General features: G+C 38.8%; 19 protein-coding genes and 2 tRNA genes. 9 read left to right on the top strand and 12 right to left on the bottom strand.

All coding sequences use genetic code 11. The annotated features are described in order from the left end of the window. Positions 1-10 precede the first annotated feature (10 nt). The 7 genes from ALW18_15010 to ALW18_14980 form a co-directional block, all read right to left on the bottom strand. A complete protein-coding gene (locus ALW18_15010; GenBank protein AOE53710.1) occupies positions 11-1,819 on the bottom strand; it encodes a beta-galactosidase in 1,809 nt (602 codons plus the stop codon). Further along, entirely contained in the window at positions 1,816-2,520 is a 705-nt protein-coding gene (locus tag ALW18_15005; GenBank protein AOE53709.1) for an acylhydrolase, read from the bottom strand. The genes ALW18_15010 and ALW18_15005 overlap by 4 nt, the downstream gene beginning before the upstream one ends. Positions 2,521-2,616: 96 nt before the next feature. Next, positions 2,617-3,705, bottom strand: coding sequence for a hypothetical protein (locus ALW18_15000; protein ID AOE54437.1), 1,089 nt, complete (start codon positions 3,703-3,705; stop codon positions 2,617-2,619). Between the two features lie 151 nt (positions 3,706-3,856). After that, positions 3,857-4,951 (bottom strand): hypothetical protein, encoded by a 1,095-nt coding sequence (locus tag ALW18_14995; GenBank protein AOE53708.1) that lies wholly within the window; start codon positions 4,949-4,951, stop codon positions 3,857-3,859. Positions 4,952-4,987: 36 nt separating this feature from the next. Then, positions 4,988-6,613 (bottom strand): hypothetical protein, encoded by a 1,626-nt coding sequence (locus ALW18_14990; GenBank protein ID AOE53707.1) that lies wholly within the window; start codon positions 6,611-6,613, stop codon positions 4,988-4,990. Positions 6,614-6,624: 11 nt separating this feature from the next. Continuing rightward, on the bottom strand, positions 6,625-9,675 hold the full coding sequence (locus ALW18_14985) for a hypothetical protein (protein AOE53706.1): 3,051 nt from the start codon (positions 9,673-9,675) through the stop codon (positions 6,625-6,627). 445 nt (positions 9,676-10,120) lie between these two features. Beyond that, entirely contained in the window at positions 10,121-11,167 is a 1,047-nt protein-coding gene (locus ALW18_14980; GenBank protein ID AOE53705.1) for a LacI family transcriptional regulator, read from the bottom strand. Between the two features lie 425 nt (positions 11,168-11,592). Between ALW18_14980 and ALW18_14975 the strand changes: the two genes are divergently transcribed. From ALW18_14975 to ALW18_14940, 8 genes are all read left to right on the top strand, one after another. Then, a complete protein-coding gene (locus tag ALW18_14975) occupies positions 11,593-13,593 on the top strand; it encodes a chemotaxis protein CheY (protein AOE53704.1) in 2,001 nt (666 codons plus the stop codon). A gap of 108 nt (positions 13,594-13,701) precedes the next feature. Continuing rightward, complete coding sequence (locus ALW18_14970) at positions 13,702-14,070, top strand: transcriptional regulator (GenBank protein AOE53703.1); 369 nt, start codon at positions 13,702-13,704, stop codon at positions 14,068-14,070. Next, positions 14,067-15,275 (top strand): hypothetical protein, encoded by a 1,209-nt coding sequence (locus ALW18_14965; GenBank protein AOE53702.1) that lies wholly within the window; start codon positions 14,067-14,069, stop codon positions 15,273-15,275. Before ALW18_14970 ends, ALW18_14965 begins: the two co-directional genes overlap by 4 nt. Further along, positions 15,276-16,124: a hypothetical protein gene (locus tag ALW18_14960; protein ID AOE53701.1), complete on the top strand. Its 849-nt coding sequence runs from the start codon at positions 15,276-15,278 to the stop codon at positions 16,122-16,124. Then, positions 16,111-17,571: a glycosyl transferase family 2 gene (locus ALW18_14955; protein AOE53700.1), complete on the top strand. Its 1,461-nt coding sequence runs from the start codon at positions 16,111-16,113 to the stop codon at positions 17,569-17,571. The genes ALW18_14960 and ALW18_14955 overlap by 14 nt, the downstream gene beginning before the upstream one ends. Before the next feature lie 126 nt (positions 17,572-17,697). Beyond that, positions 17,698-18,438 (top strand): oxidoreductase, encoded by a 741-nt coding sequence (locus tag ALW18_14950; protein ID AOE53699.1) that lies wholly within the window; start codon positions 17,698-17,700, stop codon positions 18,436-18,438. 55 nt (positions 18,439-18,493) lie between these two features. Then, positions 18,494-19,411 carry an AraC family transcriptional regulator gene (locus tag ALW18_14945; protein ID AOE53698.1) on the top strand — a complete coding sequence of 306 codons (918 nt, stop codon included), beginning with the start codon at positions 18,494-18,496 and terminating at the stop codon, positions 19,409-19,411. Positions 19,412-19,437: 26 nt separating this feature from the next. Further along, positions 19,438-19,986 (top strand): DNA-3-methyladenine glycosylase, encoded by a 549-nt coding sequence (locus tag ALW18_14940; GenBank protein AOE53697.1) that lies wholly within the window; start codon positions 19,438-19,440, stop codon positions 19,984-19,986. A 29-nt stretch (positions 19,987-20,015) separates the two neighbouring features. On the opposite strand, the gene ALW18_14935 is transcribed toward ALW18_14940, so the two are convergent. From ALW18_14935 to ALW18_14915, 5 genes are all read right to left on the bottom strand, one after another. Next, positions 20,016-21,278 (bottom strand): hypothetical protein, encoded by a 1,263-nt coding sequence (locus ALW18_14935; GenBank protein ID AOE53696.1) that lies wholly within the window; start codon positions 21,276-21,278, stop codon positions 20,016-20,018. Between the two features lie 162 nt (positions 21,279-21,440). Then, positions 21,441-21,695 (bottom strand): 30S ribosomal protein S20, encoded by a 255-nt coding sequence (locus ALW18_14930; protein AOE53695.1) that lies wholly within the window; start codon positions 21,693-21,695, stop codon positions 21,441-21,443. Between the two features lie 35 nt (positions 21,696-21,730). Next, positions 21,731-21,805 (bottom strand) — tRNA-Glu (locus ALW18_14925). A gap of 11 nt (positions 21,806-21,816) precedes the next feature. Beyond that, positions 21,817-21,891: transfer RNA gene (locus tag ALW18_14920), tRNA-Glu, on the bottom strand. An 88-nt stretch (positions 21,892-21,979) separates the two neighbouring features. Next, the gene (locus ALW18_14915) at positions 21,980-23,452 is read right to left on the bottom strand and encodes a proline--tRNA ligase (GenBank protein AOE53694.1); all 1,473 of its coding nucleotides are present in this window, start codon (positions 23,450-23,452) and stop codon (positions 21,980-21,982) included. A gap of 100 nt (positions 23,453-23,552) precedes the next feature. Here ALW18_14915 and ALW18_14910 point away from each other — a divergent pair, with 100 nt between their 5' ends. Further along, entirely contained in the window at positions 23,553-24,674 is a 1,122-nt protein-coding gene (locus ALW18_14910) for a hypothetical protein (protein AOE53693.1), read from the top strand. Positions 24,675-24,737 lie beyond the last annotated feature (63 nt).

Raw genomic sequence — 24,737 nt, 5'->3', positions numbered from 1 at the left:
TTGTCAAAACTTAGTTATTGATAGAATTGATTACTTCCTTATTGATTTTATTTACCTCGGCAAAATTCATTTTATCCACCTTACGGTCGTAAGTCATAAAACCATTTACTTCACCTTCAACATCTGTTGTCTGCGTGTATACGGCAGCAGAGAATCCTGCCTTTGCCTGTTTTATAAGCTGATTGGCATATTCTTTATACTTGGCTGTGGTTTCGTTCGTATTTTTAAACTGCGTGTAACCCCAGTTTTTATCGGTTTGCCATAAGTGGCCTTCCATCGGCAGCCCTATTCCGCCATACTCACCTAAAACAGTAATCCTGCGGGCATCGTAAAGTTTTAATTCAGGGCCGGGGTAATGGTGAATATCAAGAATATCACCCGTTTGGAAATGGTTACCCCCACTTGAAGAGTTTACCAGCCTGCTTGGGTCATGCTGCTTTGTCCACTCGGTAATCTCTACCGTTTTAAACTGTCCCCATGCCTCGTTGAAGGGAACCCATACTACAATACTTGGATATGAATACAGCTGATCCATAATTTCCTTCCACTCTTTTTTATAGGTAGCTTCAGATTGTGCTGTTCTTTTCAGCTCGGTGCCATCAAAGTATTGGTGCATCTGCCATATTGGTCCGGCATCGCCACTAGGCATATCCTGCCATACTAGAAAGCCCATTTTGTCGCAATGCGTGTACCAGCGTGCGGGCTCTACCTTTACGTGCTTACGAATCATATTAAAGCCAAGTTCTTTGGTTTTAACAAGGTCATATTTTAATGCTTCATCAGTTGGGGCGGTGTATAAACCGTCGGGCCACCATCCCTGGTCAAGAGGGCCAAACTGAAAAACATCTTTATTATTAAGCTGCATCCTCATGACACCGTTTGCATCTCTTTTAGACGATATCTTACGCATCGCAAAGTAGCTTTTAACTTCATCTACCACTTTACCATTACTGACAAGCCTGATTTTGGTATCATATAAAAAAGGTGACTCCGGCGACCATAATTTGGCATTTGGTACAGCGATATCTAATGACTGACCCGCAACCGATTTTGCCGATGCTATTACTTTACCACCATCTAATACCGTAACTTCTACAATATCCGAAGAAGATGCACCTTCGGCTTTGGTATCGATATTGATTGTGTTATGATCAATGTCAGAAGTAGTCCTTATGTCCTGAATATATTTTTTATTTACCGGCTCCAGCCATACGGTTTGCCAGATACCTGTTACCGGAGTATACCAAATCGACTCAGGATTTTTAACCTGCTTACCTCGGGGCTGAGTACCATCACTTGAGGGATCCCAAACCTTAACAACCAGCTTTTGATTTTTACCGTTTAAGAACGGAGTAATGTTGAATGAAAATTCGGTATAGCCACCAGTGTGCGTACCAATTTTTATATTGTTTAGCCAAACTTCGGTTTTCCAATCTACGGCGCCAAAGTGTAGCAGTATATCTTTATTTTTCCAGTCGTCGTCCACAGTAAATGATGTTTCGTACCATAGTTCTTTTTCAGAACCAACAGTTTTCATTACACCGGACAAGCTTGATTCTACAGCAAACGGAACCAGTATTTTTCCATCATATTTAGACGGAGCCGTCGCTCCTTCAGACTGTATAGCATAGTTCCATAAACCGTTAAGGTTTTTCCATTTACCGCGCTCCATAATTGGGCGTGGGTATTCGGGTAAAGTTTTATTTGGGTCAACCTGTTCTGCCCATTTGGTTTTAATTTTGTCGCCTTGCGGTTTCCATTGTGCGAAACCGGAAAGTGCAGCAAAAAGCAGTAAGGCTACTGTTACATTATTTTTCATTTTAGTTTTTTGGATTTTTTATTGGAAAGATTGGTAATTGCCCTTTCTACAAGAGGTTCCATAATGGCATACCCTTTTTCGTTAGGATGCACGCCGTCTTCGCCAAGTTCTTTCTGTAAACCAAGCGAATTATTTACCATTGACGTGTAAAAATCTACAAACGGAATGTTATGTTGTTTTGCATAACTGCTTAATAAGGCATTAAGCTTTACGACTTTCGGTCTGGGATTCATATCCGGTTTCCACGGAAAGTCTGATGCAGGCAATACGGTACACATTATTACTTTAATGCCGTGCGCTTTTGCCAGTTCTGCCATTGAAAAGATATTTCCGGCAGTTTCTTCAAGGGTTATTGGCCCAGTGTTCTCTGCTATATCGTTTATTCCGGCAAGTATAACCACAATTGAAGGTTTCAGGCTAATGACATCCTGCCTGAAACGCAACAGCATCTGCGATGTGGTTTGCCCGCTAATGCCCCTGTCTATATAAGGCTTGCCATCAAAAAATGAAGGATGAACACGTAGCCAGCCTTCTGTAATAGAGTTGCCTATAAAAACAACCCTGTTTTCGTTAGCAGCCGGAAGTGCCAGTTGGGCATTCTCCTTTTCATAACGCTTTAAATTAGCCCAGTCCTGCCCATGCGATTGCTGCATAGCAAAAACAATTAGAAACAAGCTGTATGCTAAAATTGTATTCTTCATTCGGTTTGATGATTGATGCAAAGCAGGTTAAATAAAACCTGCAGGCAGCCCAATGCCTGCAGGTACTAAAATTACTAACCCAACTTCTATTAATTCTTAATCAAATTGTCCTGCTTTATCCAGTTTAGCTGCTGCTTCTATAAGCATAACGCCACTAAGCTGCGTTGTAAGGTCGGTACCACCTGTAGGTGCTACTCTCCAATTCGAACCACAGAACATTGCCGGCCTTGTAATACCTTTTCTATACAATGTCTGTGCATTGAATTTAAGGAAATCAACAAAGCTCTCACGGTCGCTTGCGTTTATATTTGGCTCCTGGATAAGCTCTGTAAAGTAGCGTACCAAAATTCCTTTAAATAAACCACCGTCACCCTGGCCTTCGTCTCTAAGTATTCCTTCAGAAACAAGTTTAGGGCTTGTTAATAACGATCTCGCCGATTTAACAGCATCGTTAAGGTATCCTGAGTCGTTCGTAGCCTTGTACAATCTAAGTCCTGCACCTATCCATGTACCCATGTTATAAGTAAATACCCAGTCTTTGTTTGTAACTACCACGCCGTTCACTTCTGCAATATTATCCCATACCAATCCTGTAGCAGGATCAACAAGGTTGCTTTTTTGCCATGCATAAATTTTCTTCGCCCATTCTAAATCTTCCGCATCATTATCAAGCTCATAAAGCCTTAAACCAATGATAGCAGCAGGTGCATTGGACACTGCATTTTTTTGTTTTGGTGTATCCTGTTTCCAGGTGATACCTCCACCAAATACGTCGTCGCTCCAACTAAGTTTAATTCTGTCCCATAGGTAATCGGCAACGTCTTTATACTCCTGGTCGTTGGTGGCTACAAATGCACGAAGTGCTGAATTGGCAAGCCAAATCATATCGTCGTTGAAAACATTGTTATAGGTATTTCCGTTTTTAACTTTAATACCCTGTACCAAAGCTTTCATCTTTGATACATAATTTTCGTCACCCGTTCTTACGTAGCCATCTACCAAAACATCAAGTGCATGCGCATTTGGCCAGTAATTAAAATTGGTGTTACCCTGATTGTCCTGTACAAAAGTTCCATTGCTTCCTAAATAGGTTTGATACGTAGCATTTTGTAATGAATCTGCTGTTGCTTCCCATGTATAAACAAGTTCAGTTGGAACCGTACCATTAGGATCTCTTAACGGAATAGGATCATCATCACACGAAACAGTAAGCAATCCTGCTCCAATAATCGAAGCAATTAATAAACTCTGGCGTATTGAAAAATTTCTTTTCATGATTGTTTATTTTAAAGCATCTCTTTGAACGTTAAGCCCAAAGAGATACTGTATAATTTATCTATAGAACTGTAAAACTGTGAGTGTAAGCAGGAACAGAAGCACTAAAGTTGATTACTGCATTTACAGTACTGTTATCTACCTCTGTAGCAAACTTAAAGCTGTTATTCCAACGGTCGCTGGTTACAGGAACCATAAACCAGTACGATGCGGCTGTATTTGCATCAGGCCTGTTATTATCATTGTTAACACTACCATACCACTGTTCGCCACCTGCCAAAGTAAATTTAAACTTGTAACGCTCATCTCTGCCCCATCCTTCCTGTTTGAAAACTATCTGCTTGTTGTCTGCTTTCCATATACCATGGCCTGCATACTCATAGTCGAACATGAATTCGTCATTCGGAGCAAACCAAAGCTGAACTTTTTGTATTTCTGTCATTGCCACAGAACTTTTACTGAAGTCGATAGCTATTTTATAAACCTTAGCGTTACCGGTAACCGTTGTCGTACCATCCTGTACTAATTTACCCTCGCTTATAGAAAATGCTTCCGGTGTTCCGGTTTTTCTCGTAATAAATTGGTATTCACCGGCAGACAGCTGTGTGTATATTTCAAATGTTGTAGCTCCTGTTTTTTTGAAGGCATCACCATCTTCAGAACCTGAACCTGTAATAAAAAGCTGATCCGGTGTTTCAAATCCGGTTGCACCTATTACTTCTATCAGACTTGAAACTGCTGATTTCTGAACATTTAAACCTTTTGAAGATTGTACAGTCCATTTTAACTTGCCAACTTCTCCAGACTTAATGCCTGCCATAATTGCAATCCTATTAAGGTTCCCGAAAGATAAGTTAAGCGTTTTTTGAAACCCGTTGCCGTCAGATGGAGTTACATAAACTGGGTTAGAGAAGTCTCCGCTTTCAAGATCAAATACTACGTCATAAAGCACGACACCATTGTCTTCTGCTTTAGCGCCTTCCCACTCAAATACAACAGAACTATCTGCGTTAAGGTCAAAGGATTTGTTATTTGCAGGAGCATAAAGTGCGTTTACTGCACTTACGTTTGTATGGCTTAAAGTATCATCGTCTGAACAGCCAATTGCGAATACTGAAAATACAATCAGTAACAGTTTTGAATATATATTTTTCATCTTATTAAGTTTTATATTTTGTTTGATTTTTAAAGATTACCAGCCTGGGTTTTGAGAAAGATTTGAGTTAATCAAGCGCTCATCCCTAGGTATTGGCCATAAGTAATGTTTACCAGGGTCAAAAGTTCTTAAATTCACCCTTAGATATCCATTATCAATAGATTGTACGCCAAATTGCGCGCCATGTGCCCATCCGTCAAGTACGTCTTCTGCAATTTTCCATCTCCTGATGTCAAATATCCTTAACCCTTCCATACCTAATTCTGTACGGCGTTCGTTACGTATCACTTCACGAAGCGCTGTTTGCGTTAGTGAACCGTCAAAGTTTACAGCAGCAGCGTCGGTAAACCCGGCGCGTGTTCTAAGTGCTCCAATAGTCTGGCCCCAAACGGTACCGTCCATCTGATTTAATTCGTTTTTAGCCTCTGCGTGCATTAACAATACATCTGCATAACGAATTAACATTAGGTTTAAGCCCGATTGTAATGATGTTAAATGCTGAGGATCGAAATATTTTCGTGTGTAATATCCGGTAGTTGTTGATGAAGATCCTGACACATATTCGTCTGCTTTACTTCCTTCAGGCCCAGAACCCGGTTTGATGTAGATAGGACGAACCGTTCCATTCGGATCCTGCCAATTGTATAAATGGTATACAACAGTTCCTGTTAATCTCGGGTCACGGTTTACATACGGATCTTCTTCATTGTATCCTGAACCGTCTTCGCTTATCTTTTTTCCGTTAAGCATGATATAGCTATCTACAAGTTCCTGCGTTGGCGCAAGTGCATTAAGCCTTGCTCCCGCAGATATTGGTGCCATATCAAACATTTCAGGCCACATTCTGAATTGTGGTACATACTGAATGCTTAAAATATCCTCACTATTGTACTCATTTTGGGGAAGAAACACACCTTCATAAGAAGCAAAAAGGTTATATGTTCCATAAGTACCTGCCATAAGCTGCTCTGTAGCTGTAACTACATCTGCCCATCTTCCTTCATACAATAATACTCTTGCCTTTAACGCAAGCGCTGCACCAGATGTTATTCTACCCCTATCTGCTGTTGCGTACTCTGTATTTTTAGGTAAAACAGCAACAACATCATCAAGTTCGCTCAAAATAAAATTAACTACTTCTGTGTGAGGAGTACGGCTAATTGTCGTAGCCTCCGCTAACGACGGATCTTTTTGTAATAATGGAATATCACCAAACCACGTGGTTAACTGAAAATGCTGAAAAGCCCTTAGGAAACGTGCTTCTGCTTTAATTCGGCTAATTATAGCCGGATCTGCACTTGGAACACGATCGATATTTTCAAGCAAAATGTTGCATGTTTTTATACCTGCATACCTATCAACCCATTCTCTTTTAATCCTTGCTAACGACGGATCATAAATACCTGCAGCTAAAGATGCTGCACCTTCATTATCTCCTCTTCCATTATATGCATTATCTGACAGTCCTTCATTATAAAAAAACCAGGCGCTGGACTGCATTTGCGAATATGCCGTATTTAGAACCGATTGCGCATTTTCTACACTTGTCCAGTAATTAGCATCGGTAAACTTGTTTTCCGGAGCCGTATCAAGATCTTCACATCCTACAACCAGCAGGAGCAAAACCGGAATAAATTTTAATTGTTTAAATATATTTTTCATTTTTCTTCTTATTAAAAGGTAACGTCCAGTCCTAATCCGTAATATACTTGTGTTGGGTAAGCTCTTCCGCTATTTGCGCCCGATGTTCTCATACTGTTATTGAACTCAGAAAGTTCAGGATCAACAAACTTAACTTTAGATAATGTTAAAAGATTCTGACCCGATACATACATACGGAAACCTTTTAGCCCGATATCTTTAAGTACATTATCAGGAAGCGAATAACCAATTTGAATATTTTTAAGCCTTGCGTAAGCACCATCATATAAATACATATCAGATCCTCTCCTGAAGTTGTTGGTGTTAGATGCAGTTCCGTTGTTTGCTAAACGCGGATATCTTGCATCCGGATTTTGAGGAGTCCAGTAATCTAACTGATGGGTATACATTGTCATACCATAGTTGTAATGAAAAGGCTCGACAAGTTCACCACGTATCATCATGGTTCTTTTACCTACACCCTGGATAAAGATACTCATATCAAAACCTTTGTAATCAACATTGTATGTTGCTCCAAATGTATATCTTGGAAAAGGGTTGCCAAATATGAATCTATCATTATCATCAATTTTTCCATCTTTATTAAGGTCAACATATCGGTTGTCTCCAGGCTGCACAGCAATTCCTTCCGGTACTGCTGCACCTTGTATCTCTTCCCAGCTTTGGAAGTACCCATCACGTTTTAACCCCACATAAGAGTTAAACGGCAATCCTTCACGAAGTAACACCTGTAGCTCTTCAACTCCCGTAAGCTGCTCCTGACCATTGTTATAGTCAAGTACTTCGTTTTTAGAATCTCCTAATGTTATAGTAAGGCTATGGTTAAAAAGCTTACCCGCATGTCTGTAGGTCGCACTGATTTCCCAGCCCCTATTGCCTAGTTTACCTGCATTGAAATTAGGCAATCCTGTACCAAAAGCACCCGGCACCTGTGGAGGTAGTAAGATATCCCTGGTTACTTTGTCAAAATAATCAAAAGTAACGCCTAATGCTCCCTTAAAGAAATCGGCTTCAACGCCCAAGTTAAGCGTTGCTGCTTTCTCCCACTGAAGATCTGGATTTGAGAAGTTATAACCTGTACCGCTAACGGCATTATTATTAAAACCGTAAGCATTAGTAAATGAATAATAAGTTGTTTGATACTGGAAATCACCAACATTTTGGTTACCCAAGATACCGTATGATGCCTTGAATTTGATGTTCCCTACCTTATCTCTATAATCACCCATAAAGTCTTCATTCGTTAAACCATAACCGACAGTTGCAGATGGAAAAAAGCCCCATCGGATATCTTTCCTGAATTTAGAAGAACCATCATACCTAAAACTGAATTCGGCAAAATACTTATCCTTAAAATCGTAAGTAGCACGCCCAAATACTGAATTAAGACTATTTAAAGCCGGGCTGCCATTTGCGTCGCGTGAACTTTCATTAGAGCCATATGATTCCGGGTCAATAATTGTTTCACTCACAGGCGTACCTAAGGCAACATCTGTATTTTTTCTGTACAGACCAATTCCTCTTCCTTTATAGTTTTCATTAGAATAACCAATCAATGCTCCTATAGTATGTTTCTCAGCAAATATTTTATTGAATTCCAGCATAAACTGAGTATTCAAATCCATGGTTTTGCTGCTTTCATCGTTAGTGTTTCTATCTGCGCCATATATACCTCCTGGTAAGAAATTAACTTCTTTAACTCTGCTATACATACTGTTAGCCCTTACGCGTCCACCAAATACAGCTTTTGCTTTTAAGAAATCCGTTAGTTTTAGTTCAGCATTTAATGACCCGAAAATATCATCATCGTCATATTTCCTGAAACCACCCTGCTCTAATATACCTAGTGAGTTAAATTGTTGAAGAATATCATTGGTTAAATAATTACCCTGCTCGTCTTTCTGCCTGTAATATAATGGTACCCTGAAAGCATCTACCATTAATGTACTCGTGTTGGATGAATGATCTGTAATTTTTTGTTTAGCATAAGCCAATGTAGATGTAAGCTTGAATCTTCCGTACTCGTTCGTTAGGTTAATTCTGTAGTTGTAACGCTCTAAACCTTTATCTGGCCCAACAAAATTACTCCTTTGGTCAAGGTATCCCAATGAAACCAAATAAGTAGAATTTTCACTACCTCCAGATATTGTTAAGTTATGATTTTGCTGAGCTGCCGGTTTAACAATTTCTTTAGCAAACCATTCTGTATCGCCTTGCGCCTTAAATTGTGCAATTTGTGCAGCGGTAAATACCGCGCTACTCTCTCCTGAATTGAATGCAGCTTCATTGCGCAACATCGCATTTTCATAACCATGTACCGGCGCAGTAAAGAAATGCGGATTATTAAAACCAACAAGACTATTATACTGTACGGTCATTGGGCTGTTTCTGCTACCCTTTTTTGTGGTGATGAGCACAACCCCATTACTTGCCCTCGAACCGTATATAGCAGCACTACCGGCATCTTTTAATACCGAAACACTCTCAATATCTGATGGGTTCAGAGCATTAATATCACCTCCTACAATACCGTCTATAACAACTAGCGGGCTATTATTACCCAAGGTACCAATACCTCTAATGTTAATATTTAACCCCTGACCCGGCTCAGCACTGGTTTGCTGAATAGTTAAACTCGGTGCCTTTCCCTGTAATGCCTGAGTTGCATTTACATTTGCGCGTCCGTTAAAAGCCTTACTGGTAACCTGGTCTATAGCACCTACAACCTTTGTTCTTTTTTGGGTTCCGTAACCCACAACCACAACCTCTTCAAGATTTGTAGCATCATCTTCCAGAACAATAGTCATGTTTGTACTATTTGCAAATTTTTCAACCGTTCTCATTCCGATATAAGAAAAAACAAGAACTGATTGTGATGACGCTACTTTAATAGTAAAGTTTCCATCTAAATCTGTTTGTGCCGAATTGGATGTACCTTTTTCAAGAATAGACACCCCAGGTAATGAACCTCCCTTTATATCGGTTATGGTTCCTGTTATAACTATTGGCTCCTGGAAATAGTTAGTTTTTGCAAAACTATTTCCGATACTGAGAAATAGCATTAAGAGACAAATCAATCCAGGCTTACTTAATTTCGAATTACTGAGCGTAATTAAATTTAAGCCTGATGACAACAAAATTTTCAAAGTAGTTTTAGTTTTCATTAGGGTTAGAATTATTTGTGGTATAATAATTAGAAATGGTGAAATCAAATGTACTAAAACGATTTAGTAAAAAAAATAATTTTTCATCTATTTAAAATTAGTGTTAATAAATAGATTTTTAATTAAAAATAAGGTGTATTTATGCGAATTCAATTATTATTTATTTCGAAATTAAAATAAATATTGAACATTTCGTATCTATAAAACCAGAAATAATATTAAAATTTGACAATATAATATTACGGATTTTTAAAAATTCTGCGCAAAAAGGCATATTTGGCAAATTTCAACGAAAAGGTTATAGTAGTAGGGCAAAGATTACCAGACACAAAAAACTAATAGATTACATTTCTATAACAGGCGATTTTCTAAGTGCAGAAGACTCACGCACTTTAAGCTCTGTTTTAAGTACTATTTTCTCCGGAGAATCTTTTACATCTTTCTTTTTCAACAAATTAAGCATTAACTGCATTAACTCTGTACCTATCTCCCATAGGGGTTGAGAAACAGCAGTGATAGTAGGATTGAATATTTTAAAGAGCTCGTTGTCATCAAAAGTAACAATACCCAGGCTGCTCATAGCATTTGGATTATTCTCTTTAAATACTTCAAGGCCGCTTAGTGTAAGATAATTGGTAGAAAAAAATACAGCATCAAGATCTGTAGCATTTTTCACAAAATCCTTTATAAGCTCTTTCCCCTCTTCTTTTCCGGTTTGGCTAAATGGTATAGAAAGCACAGAAGGCACTAAATTATTTTCTTTTATAGCTCGTTCGTACCCCATAAGCCTGTCCAGCATCTGTGTTTGAGTAGTATCGGTTGTTATGAAAGCAATCTTTGAGTAGTTGTTGTTTATTAAGTGTAACGTTGCTGTAAAGGCAGCTTCTTCATTGTCGATAATTACCGTGTTGCTTTCAAGTCCGGGGAAATACCTGTCTAAAAGTACTACCGGTATATTTTCTTCGATAAGGCTTTCAACTGTATTTTTAATACCCGGAGACGGCACTATGATAAAACCGTCTACCTGCCTGAAATTAAAAAGCTCTATAAGCTCCTCCGACTTTTCATCGTCATTTTCGTTACTGCAAAAAATAACTTTATAGCCTTTCTCGTATGCAATGTCTTCTATAATACGGGCAAGCTTGGCAAAGAAACTGTTTGATATATCTTCTACCATAAAAACCAATATCTTGGATTTTCCGGTACGAAGGCTTTGCGCTATTTGGTTAGGCCTGTAATTGATCTCTTTTACGTAGTCTAATATTTTCTTAGTAAGCTCTTTTGATATATGCTTTTCCTTTGCCTTACCATTCAATACAAAAGAAACAGTCGTAACAGAGATGTTAAGTGCCGACGCTATATTTTTAATAGAGACTTGTTTCTTTTTCATTACAATATAGATGAATAGTGATTATGCAAAGTGAAGTTATATATTTTTCAAAATCTTAAGAAAAATAATGTTTATGAGGTGGCAAATATAATAAAAGTTATTGTAATTATATTAAATATGCAAAATATGTATGATTTAGATACATATAATTCAAAAAATTATTGTTTTTTAAGACTTTAAAATCCTTACTTTACTGCCAAAACGTTGATGATGTCAACGCTTATATTGTATCTATATCTATAGAATTATCGACTGATTAAGTACGATTTTTAACTACACTATAATTAAGAATAACCCTGTTGCGGGCTGAGAGAGGACTTATTTATAAAAAAATACTATATTTGAAGTGAATAAAGGCAACTGCTAACTTCCTTACAGGTTTTTGCCCGGTTTCAAGTTATAAATCCAACCCCAAAAATTTATAAATGTCTACACAAACGTATCCTATACCTGTCAACGAAAAGGAAAGGCTGGCTGCTTTAAGACGCTATAATATTCTTGACACGCTACCAGAACAGGAATTTAACGACATCGCTAAGCTTGTCGCTTATATATGTAATGTTCCTGTTGCACACGTATCCTTCATGGCCGAAGACAGGCAATGGTTTAAAGCAACAGTAGGGTTTGAAGCACAAGATGTGCCACGCGAAACTACTTTTTGTCAGTACACCTTGATGGAAAAGGAAATGTGGGTTATACCTGACGCTAATAAAGAACCTAAACTTGTTGGCAACCCTAACGTAGGTGGCGGATTTAATGTGGGATTTTATGCAGGCATACCGTTAACGTCTCCCGATGGGTTTAATATTGGTACTATCTGTGCCATAGACCACACACCGAAAACGATTAACGACGATCAAAGAAACGCGCTTAAAATACTGGCAAACCATGTTATAAGCCAGTTGGAATTAAGAGTAAAAAATATAGAGCTGGATAAGCAAAAGGAAATTGCCGAACTGGCTATTTATGCCAAGGACAGTTTTCTTGCTAATATGAGCCATGAAATAAGGACTCCGCTAAATGCTATCATAGGTTTTACCGATCTTCTTGCTAAAAGTAAACTTGACGGCACTCAGAAAGAGTACATCAATAATGTGCAAACAGCAGGTGAAAATCTTATGATTATCATTAACGATATCCTGGATCTATCTAAGATAGAATCGGGCAACCTTATTATAGAATCGCATCCCTTCAATTTAAAAAAGGCACTTAAGCATACGTACGACCTGCTTAAAGTTAAAGTAACTCCCGAAATTGAATTCAACCTGTTTTTAGATGCCGATATGCCCGAAATGGTTACCGGAGACAAAGGCAGGATCAATCAGATTTTAACCAATCTTGCCGGTAATGCCATTAAATTTACCACTGAGGGAGAAATTACTATCTCGGTTAAAAAAATTGAGGAAACTAAGGGTACTTATAAACTTCGCTTCTCTGTTAAAGATACAGGTATAGGTATTCCAAAGGAAAAACTGGATACCATTTTTGATAGGTTTACGCAGGCAGAAGAAAGCACAACGCGACGCTTTGGTGGTACCGGTCTCGGACTGAATATTGTTAAACAGCTAATTGAATTGCAAAATGGCGAAATTCGTGTAAAAAGCAGGTTTGGGGCAGGTTCTGAATTCTATTTTATAATGGATTTCAAAAAAACTGATACTAAACCCGAAGTCTACCAGGAATCACAGACAACACTGCTGCAGCCTAAAAAACTGGTGGTGCTTTTGTGTGAGGATAACATACTAAATCAAAAACTAGCTAAAAGCGTTATCGACGAATTTGGCTTTGATCTTGATATTGCAAATAATGGCCAGGAAGGGATAGAAATGTTTACCCAAAAACAGTATGACCTTGTTTTGATGGATTTGCAAATGCCTGTTAAAGATGGCTACCAGACTACTGAATACCTTCGAAACGAATTAAAATCTGACGTGCCTATCATTGCTATGACAGCACATTCATTAGTGGGTGAACAACAAAAATGCTATAATATTGGCATGAACGGCTACGTACCAAAACCTTTTAAACAGGCGGAACTATTAGCTGAAATAAATAGAGTTTTATACGAAATTAGTGAGGAAGAGATTCATAATTTTAAAGGTATAGATCTTTCTTACCTGCTGGAAATGTCGTGCGAGGACAAGGATTTTATCAATGAAATGGTTGCAATATTTATTGATAAAGTACCTATTGAAACAGAACTGCTCGAAAAAGCCATTAGCCAAAATGATTTTGATTCCGTAAAAAAAATTGCACATAACCTAAAATCAAGCCTTCACATATTTAAGCTGGATGGTTTAACATCTAATCTTATCACGATAGAAACGCAGGCTATAAAACGCCAGTTTAATGGTGATACGATTACGAATTTTGATATTTTAAAAGAAGGAATCTCAGAAACAATAGAAAAGTTAATTACCTATTGACGATAAAATTTAGCACTTTCCCGAAAAAAATCATAATTTAGACATTAACTTTGGATTTTACTTACGTATTATTTAAAACACAAATAATATCGCAACAATTTATTTATTATGAGAATAATTTTGTCTGAAGACAATGAGCTTTTGCGAAAATCATTGTCATTCTTTTTAGAATCAAAAGGATTTGAAGTTACTCAGTTTTCTGATGGTAAAGAAGCACTTGAATCTATCAGGAACAACAACTATGATATTATATTATCAGATATAAATATGCCCGGTATTAGTGGATTGGAAATTACTCAGTATGTAAGGGTTACGCTGAAACTGGATACACCCATAATTATTTTTACCTCTTCGGGAATTGAGCAAACAGAGCTTGACTCGTTTGACCTTGGTGCCAGTGACTTTATGGCAAAACCCATAAGCCCATCGGTACTGCTGGTGCGAATAAACAAACTACTAAAAGAAAAATCACGATGAAACTGCTTCGCACCATTATTATGTGCCTTATGATACCTTTTCTATCGTTTGGGCAGGATACCGATATAGATACAGGTTTTAATCAGGCACGTGCGAAAGCAGAAGCAAAAGATTATAATAGCGCTATAAACATATTAAATAACCTGCAAAAAAAATATCCTGCTAATGAGGATATTCTTGTTTTTCAGGGGCGTGTATATGGCTGGAAAAGAGATTTTACCAAAGCAAAAAAAGCACTTAAACCGCTTGCAGACAGATCCGAGCCTAACATGGAGGCAGTAGACGCTCTGGTAAACACTTACTACTGGTCCTCTGATTATAAGAACAGTATTACCTACAGTAACAAATATCTTGAAAAGCAGCCAAACGCGGAAAATGTTCTGATGATAAAGGCCATTTCCCTTGAAAGGACAAACCGCGATGAAGAAGCTTTGGTGATTTTAGACAGCGTTAAAGGGCAGGAATACCAAGAACAAATTAATGGTTTAAAAACAGCCATAAGCAGAAAGAAAAAAAATGCTATCTCAGCATCTTACCTTAATATCTCTACCTACGATCCTGGTATTGCACCTGTTCATTACGGGTACGTAGAATATTTAAGAAAGTTTACAAACAACACCGTTATTGCCAGGGCAAATGTTGGCTACCGCGAAGGACAAACAGAAGGCCAGCTTGAGGTTGATTATTACCATACCTTCAAAAAAAATTACCTGTATACAAATGTTGGCGTGTCTAACACTAATATTATTTTTCCGAAACTAAGGCTCGGCGCCGAATATTATTTTGCGCCGGCAGGTAAGTTTGATCTTTCATTGGGTGGTAGGTATATGAGTTTTGAAAACGATAATGTTACGCTAATTACCGGTCAGGCAACCTACAATTATAAGAATTATGCCTTTGGCTACAGGCCGTACTACGACATAGACAATAGCCTTATGTCGCATGTGGTAAGTTTCCAACGAACAAATGAAGATAAAGAAAGCCTTCTGAGGGTAGAATTGCAATATGGTAACGTACCTTATTTGTATCTTTACAATAATTTTACCGAGCCGCTTAAAGCGTATAGGATTGGTATACAGTACCAACACAGGCTGGCAGAATCGTTTTTTGTACGACCTATATTTTTATATGAGTACGAAGAATACCTACCGGGCATAATGAGAAACAAATATAACTGCCAGGTAATTTTCACAAAAAGGTTTTAAATGGAAAACATTTGGGAGTTTTATAGATCAGGAATTTGGGTAGAGCCTTTCCTGCATATTTCTATCGCTAGTTTCTTACTTATAGCGGCCATACTTTTCATTCTTATAATTGCCATACGTTCAGAAAAAATAGAACGCAGAAAACGCCATATACTATATGAAGTAGTTGTCGAAAAGATTTTTATGCTGGTTGTTTTTGAAAATCGTAATTACAATTTTTTCACTTCAAATCCTGAATACACCCCATACCTTTCTATTAAAAATTTCAGGAGGCAAATGCTTAAATCCATCATTAACCTGCACCAGAATTACGATGGGATTTATGCAAAAAAACTGGAGACTTTTTATTTTGAATCGGGACTCATAAAAACGTCGCTTTCAAAAATGAAAAGTAATAAATGGCAAGTGGTGTGCAGTGGCATTCAGGAACTGGCAGAAATGAATGTTACAAAAGCATTCCCTGCATTGGTAAAAATATCTAAATCTAAAAATAAAGAGGTTAAGATTATCGCTATTAAAGCCTGTGCCAAGCTTAACGGCAACAAAGGAATTGTTCACCTTACAGATCATAAGGATCCTATAGATTTATGGACACAGGTAAATATTATTGGCGCGTTTAAACGCAATTATGTTGAAGACAATGAAGATACCGAAAAACTCCTTACCTCGCAAAACACTACAGTAGTGAGCTTAGGGTTAAAAATAATACAGACACTGGAACTCGCAAGTAAAGTTCCGTATATAACACATTTAATAGAACATGCCCCCAATGACGCTATTAAACTTGAAGCTCAGGATGTACTGCGCTTTTTAATAACTAAGACAAAATCAAACAATGGGATTTTTTGAGGGGGAAGTTTCAAATCTTGTAAATATATACCTGATATTAATATTGGCGTATGCCATATTAATAATGTCTTCTTATCTTTTCCTTGCCTATCTTTCGGCTAAGGAACTAAAAGAATACCTTAAAAAGAACAGCTTTGTTGATTATGAGGTCTTGCTTTCCAGCGAGTTCTCTCCTGCCCTTTCGCTTATTGCCCCGGCATATAATGAAGGGTTTACCATTAAAGAAAATGTACGATCGCTGCTATCGTTAAATTACAACAACTACCAGGTAATTGTTGTAAACGACGGAAGCAAGGACAACTCAATGGAGATTCTTATAAGCAGTTACGACCTTATTCCTGCCGATTTTGCTTACCAGCAAACTATAGCTACCAAACCGATACGCGGCGTTTATGTTTCTAAAAATGCTGCCTTTAAAAAACTGGTGGTTGTAGATAAAGAAAATGGTGGTAAGGCAGATGCCCTTAACGTTGGGCTTAACATTGCCCATAATCCATATGTGGTTTGTATCGACGTAGACTGTATTCTTGATAAAGACTCTTTACTTAAACTTGCCAAACCGTTCTTAGAATCGCAGGGGAAAAGAGTTATAGCGACAGGAGGTGTTGTTAGAATTGCCAATCAGTGTGTTATTCGCGACGGACGACTGGTCGAAGTAAATATTCCCGATAAGATGCTGCCAAGAATTCAGGTATTGGAATACCTAAGAGCATTCCTTTTAGGCCGAATGGCATGGGGAAGGCTTGATGGCCTTTTACTTATTAGTGGTGCCTTTGGCGCGTTTGATAAAGAAATCGCAGTGCTTTGCGGCGGGTACGATACCAAAACCGTTGGGGAAGACATGGAACTTGTGGTACGTATGAGACGCTATATGCTGGAAAACAACACACCGTATACAGTGAGTTATATTCCCGATCCGTTGTGCTGGACAGAAGCGCCGGAGTCGGCAGCCATATTTAAAAAACAGCGCAGCCGATGGATGCGCGGTACTATTGAAACATTACAGATACACAAAAAAATGTTCTTTAACCCTAAGTACAAACTCTTAGGAATGCTTAGTGTACCCTATTGGACATTTTTTGAATTCCTTGCTCCCTTTATAGAGTTTGCAGGGATAGTTATTACTATTGCTTTCATTGTTCTAGGTTTATTAAACTGGCATTTTTTCTTTTTGTTATTACTATTTGTTTATACATTCTCAGTCATGTTTTCTGTACTTGCGCTATATACAGAAGAGCGTTCTTATCATAAATACAGAAAGAGACAGGACTTTGCAAAAATGCTTGTAGCCGCCCTCATAGAACCTATTTATTTTCATCCGCTAACGGTGTACTCTGCATTGTTGGGTTACGTAGAAAAAATAAGAGGTAAAAAGAGCTGGGGCGAAATGACCCGAAAAGGCTTCGCAAAACCCGAACCTCCACAAGCCCCAGGCAATACAAAATAATATTATAAAGCAGCTATTAGCTGCTTTTTTATTTCGCCTTACCTTTTTGGCTACAACATATGTTTTTTAGGCTACGCCACAACTTTTGTATACAGCGAACTTTGCTTCATCAAAATAACATACAAAATGAAAAACAACACAGAAGGAAAAGTAGTCGTTATAACCGGTGCAAGCAGTGGTATTGGCGAAGCAGTAGCAAGGCATCTTGCATTAAAAGGAGCAAAAGTTAGCCTGGGTGCCAGAAGGAAAGAAAAACTGGATAAGCTGGCGGAAGAAATTAATCAACTGGGCGGAACAGCGATTGCCTTTGCCTGCGATGTAACCGATAAAGACCAGGTAGACAATCTCCTTAAAAGTACGGCAGCTGCCTTTGGTAAAGTAGACGTTATGTTTAACAACGCAGGTATTATGCCTTTAGCTTTGATGGAAAACCTTAACTATGATGAATGGATAAACATGATAGACATTAATATTAAAGGATTACTGTTTGGTATTGGAGCTGCACTACCTTATTTTAAAGAACAGAAAAGCGGACACTTTATTAACACAGCGTCGGTAGTCGGGCATTTTGTACCGCCAACAGCTGCGGTGTATTCGGCAACAAAATTTGCGGTGAGGGCTATCAGCGAAGGGTTACGCCAGGAACTTACCCCGTATAATGTTCGATGTACCATTATATCTCCGGGACTTACACAAAGCGAACTTACAGCTACTATAAACGACAATGCTATTAAAAATGCCATTGGCGATATCATGAAAATAGCAATATCTGCCGAAAGCATTGCGCGGTCTGTAGCCTATGCTATAGAACAACCTGACGATGTAGATGTAAATGAAATAATAATCCGTCCTACAGCACAGTCGTAAGCCCAATAAAGGATTGCGTATCTTTGTTAATAAGGCGCAACAAACTTAGCTCAGTATGAAAAAAGAAGCCACTACACCTCATGTTTTTAATTCGGTTGCCGGATTGCACCGCGCACTTGGTCTTCCGGCTTCTATGCATCCGCTTATAAGCCTTGTAAATTATGCCGATGTTACTGCAGACACCTCAGAACTGGCAAAAGCATTGGTTATGAATATGTATAAGATCTCGTTTAAATTCAATTTTAGCGGACAGATAAAATACGGACAGCAATATTATGACTTTGACAACGGAGGAATGAGCTTCTTCGCTCCGCTTCAGGTAATAACCCCTATTGAAGGCGATGCTGACTATTCCGGTTTTTCCATGCACATCCACCCTGACTTCTTAAGGGGATATCATTTAGATAAAAATATTAAGAATTTTGGCTTCTTCTCTTATGCAGCCAGCGAAGCATTGTGCCTATCAGAAAAAGAGAAAGAAATTATTAGCGGCATTTTTAAAAATATTCAACACGAACTATCCCAGTCCATAGACACCTTTAGCCAGGATATTATGGTTTCTCAGATAGAACAGCTCCTTAATTATAGTAACCGTTTTTACAACAGGCAGTTCATCACCCGTAAAGCAGCGAATAACGATTTGCTTGCTAAACTGGAAGATGTACTCGCCGAATACTTTGATACTGAAAAGGCGTTGCTCTCAGGAGTGCCTACTGTGAATTATATTTCTGGACGGCTAAATGTTTCCCCCCGATATCTTACCGATATGCTGCGTATGCATACAGGGCAAAGTACACAGCAGCACATCCACAACAAACTGATTGAAAAAGCAAAAGAAATTTTAAGCAGCAGTAACCTGACCATTGCTGAGATCGCTTATCAGTTAGGGTTTGAACATCCCCAGTCCTTCAACAAGATATTCAAGCAAAAAACAAATGTTTCCCCCGTAGAATTCAGGCAATCATTTAATTGATCGCCGTAAACTTAATACTCATCATCATGTCCTATTGCAACGTAATAAATTATATGCCAGAAGAACGAAAGGCATTACACAAAAAATACCACGATTATCATTACGGCTTTCCCATTCATAATGATAACGAGTTGTTTTGCCGCCTTGTCATGGAAATAAACCAGGCAGGCTTAAGCTGGGAACTTATACTTAAAAAAGAGCCGACCTTCAGGCTTGCCTATGACAATTTTAATATCGATAAAGTGGCGGCTTACACCGAAGACGACAGGGAACGGTTATTAGCTGATCCCGGCATTATACGTAACAAGCTAAAAGTAAATGCTGCTATAGAAAATGCGAGGACCATACAGCAGCTTCAGAAAGAATATGGTTCTTTTGCAAAGTGGCTGGAGAGCCATCATCCCAAAACAAAAGAAGAATGGGTAAAGCTCTTTAAAAAGACATTTAAATTTACGGGAGGCGAAATTGTAAATGAATTTTTAATGAGTATCGGAATGCTTCCGGGAGCACATGTAAATACTTGCCCCACATATAATGAAGTTCTAAAAGCTAACCCATTGTGGGCAGCCCAATAAAAAATGCAGCTTACGAGCTGCATTTTTTATTATTTCCTGGCATATACTTTCCATAAACGTGTATTAGCAGCAAGATATAGTGTGTCTGAATTGTTTTTAGGTTCGTTGAGCTGAATGAAATTTAAATAAGGAATATCCTTATCACCGCCTTCCGCCTTAAATGATGTCGTTTTATCTCCCAAATGTATGGTGTAATACATAAGCCATGTCTGGTAGTAATTAAAATAAACCATATCGCCACCGCCGCCGTTTGGATTACCAAACCCCAGAGAAATACCGCTGCTTAAGTGATTATCACTAATTATAGACGCATCATGCATTACAATGTTTTTAGTATTGTTTTTATAGTCAATCGAATTTTTCACATTGTATCCGTTGCAGTTTCCACAAAGCACATCCAAGGTAGTGTTATCTTCATAGTTTTTCAGCGTATATATATTTCTTTTAGTATCTACATACAATCCGTATCCCCTATAATCTTCGCTATTAGAAGGAATGTCCAGAAATTCTTTAAGACCAGTCATAGTATCGAAAAAGTCACTCCTGTATCTTTTATAAAATTCTTCTCTTGTAAATACAGGTTCTCCCGGTTCAGGATAATATTTAAATCTGGCCGGAACTTCTAAGAGATTCAATTTTTCTTTGGTATGCTTTAGCGTCCTGGTATCATAGACATCGCAAAAATCGGGTTGGGCTTCCTGGCCAAATATATTTTTAACGACGATGATCCTATTAGTATCCGTATACACCGATACCCGATCCTCATATTTAACGATCATGTTACAATTTTTATCCATGATTCCGAAACTAATTACGCCATCTACTCCCTGGTCATAGGAGATAGTATCACTAATAAAGTGAATGAAATAATAATCAGACCCCGGAGCCAAGTCAATATTGGTTATATATAATCCGTTAATTGAATCTATCGCTATATCAGGATTACTGCCTTTCGGAAATTCGCTCCAGTCTTTATGCCTGTCGCGTTGTGGAATCTTATAGCCATTATTAAAAGATACTACAATAAATATAATTGCAAAAACTACAATTATACCGGCGACTATAATTAAACCCCGTTTGCGGGAGGTTACCCGTTGCTGAGCATTTTTTGCAACATAACGGGTTCTTAATTCTACCACGAATACAATGATAAGAATCAATAACGATATTGCAATGCTAAATACAGAGATGATAAGTACACCTAAATCGTCAAAACTTAATAAAAAGAACAACGGTACTATAAGAACGTTGATTACAACAAGTACTATTAACACTGTAAGTGTTTTTTTCATGGCTACAAATTATCGGGTAGATAAAGTTAGGCATTCGCCGAAAGGCAAAAGAAAATTCTTTCAAAAAACAACAAAAAATTAAGAACTGCCTGAGTACATCCCAAAACAAAAAAGCGTTCCCGGTAAGGAACGCTTTATATTGTATAAAGAAGCGGCTTTTACTTATGCAAGTTTAGCTACGTGCTTAGTTAATTTTGATTTAAGGTTTGAAGCCTTATTAGCGTGAATGATGTTTTTCTTCGCTAGTTTGTCAATCATAGAGATAACAGAAGAAAGTTTTTCTGAAGCTTCACTCTTCACAGTAGCTATACGTATTGCTTTGATAGCATTACGTGTAGTTTTGTGCTGGTATCTGTTCAACACTCTTTTCTTCTCGCTAGTTCTGATTCTTTTTAATGCTGACTTATGATTTGCCATTTTTTCTTAACTTAAATAACTTGTTAATGTTTTTGTTGTAGTCCGTAGGGGAATCGAACCCCTGTTACCAGGATGAAAACCTGGCGTCCTAACCCCTAGACGAACGGACCATTGAGTAATTTTGTAGCCCGTGGGGGAATCGAACCCCCCTTACCAGGATGAAAACCTGGCGTCCTAACCGATAGACGAACGGGCCATTTTGTTTCTCTAATGCGGTGCAAAAATACAACTATTTTTTATTTGCGCAATAGTTGAAACAAAAAAAATTAAAAAAATTTCAAATTTTAATATGCTCTTGCAAACAACACTCTGCCAACTGACGGATTACCAGTGTATACGCACTTTCCGGCTTCTTCCACCCTATCAAGCGCAATACAGCGAATTGTTGCTTTTGTAAGCTCTTTGATCTTTTCTTCGGTCTCCGGTGTACCATCCCAATGGGCAGCCACAAAACCTGTTTTATTATCCAATACATCCTTAAACTCTTCGAAAGAGTTTACCTCTGTAATATGAGAATTCCTGAAATCCAGTGCCTTGGTATATAGATTCGCCTGAATTTCTTCCAGTTTATCCTGTAAATACGTTACGATATCACTGTTTATTACAGTTTCCTTCGTTAAAGTATCTCTTCGGGCAACTTCAAAAGTTCCGTTTGCAAGGTCGTTAGGACCTATAGCAACACGTAAAGGCACCCCTTTAAGCTCATACTCATTAAACTTCCATCCCGGCTTATGCGTAGTCCTGTCGTCATATTTAACAGATATACCAAGCTTTCTTAACCTTGCCATAAGCTGTTTCGCCTCTTCGGATATAGCAGCCAACTGCTCATCGCCTTTATAGATAGGAACAATAACCACTTGTATTGGCGCAAGGTTTGGAGGAAGCACCAGTCCGTTATCATCAGAGTGGGTCATTACAAGCGCACCCATCAAACGTGTTGAAACACCCCATGACGTTGCCCATACATACTCTTGCTTTCCTTCCTGATTAGCAAACTTAACATCGAACGCCTTAGCAAAGTTTTGCCCTAAAAAGTGCGATGTACCTGCCTGTAGCGCTTTACCATCCTGCATTAATGCTTCGATACAATATGTTTCAAGAGCACCTGCAAAACGTTCGTTAGCCGTTTTAACCCCTTTTATAACCGGTATAGCCATAAAGTTCTCTGCGAAGTCGGCGTATACGTTCATCATTTGTTCTGCTTCTGCAACAGCCTCCTGCTGTGTAGCATGAGCGGTATGCCCTTCCTGCCAAAGGAATTCGGCAGTCCTTAAGAACAATCTGGTTCTCATTTCCCAACGCACAACGTTAGCCCACTGGTTAATAAGAAGAGGCAGGTCGCGGTACGACTGTATCCATTTCCTGTATGTATCCCATATAATAGTTTCAGATGTTGGCCTTACGATAAGCTCTTCTTCCAGCTTAGCATCAGGATCTACTTCGATAGAGCCATCTTCGGCTGTTCTCAGCCTGTAGTGAGTAACAACCGCACATTCTTTGGCAAAACCATCTACGTGGCTAGCCTCTTTGCTGAAGTACGACTTGGGTATAAACAGCGGGAAATATGCATTTTCATGTCCTGTTTCTTTGAACTTTCTATCAAGTTCTGCCTGCATTTTTTCCCATATTGCATAGCCGTATGGTTTTATAACCATACATCCCCTAACCCCTGAATTTTCAGCAAGGTCTGCTTTTACAACCAGTTCATTATACCACTTGGAATAATCTTCTGCCCGTTTCGTTAAATTCTTACTCATTTTTAATAAATTGGCACAAATATTGTTTTACTTTTATAGACATCTATAGTTAGCAAAACTAACTATTTTTGTGTACTTCAACAATAAAAAAAGCAGAGCCATGAAAACTAATTACTTCAATATCCGTCAAATCTCACTGTTTAGCATACTTGGGATTTTAGGTCTGGCTGTATCTTCGTGCAGTTCTTACCAAAACACATCGTCGTACGAGAGCGATGGTATTTACGGTTCAACACCAAGGGACGCTAATGGCAACCCTGTATATAAATATAATGATGGCAACGTAAAACATTACCGCGATGGTGATAATTCGGGCCAGAATCCAAACGCACAGTCTTACTTTGGCGACGTTAATGAGTTTCCTTACGTAGCTACTGAAGGACAGGCAGAAAACGACACTATTGTTCGTACCGAAGGCTACGCTTCTTATCCCGGATGGGGTGAGGCCACCGACAATGTTACCGTAAACGTTTACGGTGGCGGTGGTTACGGTGGCTGGAACAACTGGTACTCTCCGTATTGGGGAGGTAGTTTCGGCGGCTGGGGCTTAGGCTACGGTTGGGGCGGCTATGGCGGCTGGGGCTGGGGTTCCGGATGGGGACTTGGCTTAGGTTGGGGCTATGGCGGCTGGGGCTGGGGCGGTGGTTACGGCTGGGGCGGCGGATGGTATAATCCGTACTACGGCGGTGGCTGGGGTAATTCTCACCCTTATTACAATAACAACCGTTACCCAAGATCTACAACAGCTTACAGCGGCGGTAGAAACAACTACTACAACGGAAGAAATAGCAGCAGAAGCGCAAATTATGCGAACGGCAGAAATGTTTATGCAAACGGTAGAAACGCAGCTTACTCTAATAGCAGAAATGCGAGTTCCCGTGCAGTTAACAGCAGATTTAACAGCAATAACCAGGGAAGAACAACTTACAGTAACAGCAGAAACGTTAATACTGTTCGTTCTAACAGAGATGCAAACTACACACGTGGCAACGTAAATCAGTCAAGAGGAACATTCAATAATTCTTCAAGAAGCAACAATATGAATAGCGCACCGGTAAGAAGCAATAACAGCTACACACCAAGAACAAGTGCTCCATCAAGAAGCACTCCTACTATGAGCGCGCCATCACGCAGTAGCGGAGGCAGCTTTGGCGGCGGAAGATCCGGCGGTGGAGGCGGTGGAGGTTCACGCGGCGGTGGTGGAGGCGGCCGTAGAGGATAACACATACAGTCCCCATGTTTTTATACAAAAAGAACATGGGGATTTTTATATAAAATTTAAATG

Source organism: Flavobacterium psychrophilum (genome assembly GCA_001708385.1).
In the GTDB taxonomy this organism is placed as follows: domain Bacteria; phylum Bacteroidota; class Bacteroidia; order Flavobacteriales; family Flavobacteriaceae; genus Flavobacterium; species Flavobacterium psychrophilum_A.
Note: the sequence above shows the minus strand (reverse complement) of the source record. Positions and strands in the feature narration are given on the sequence as shown.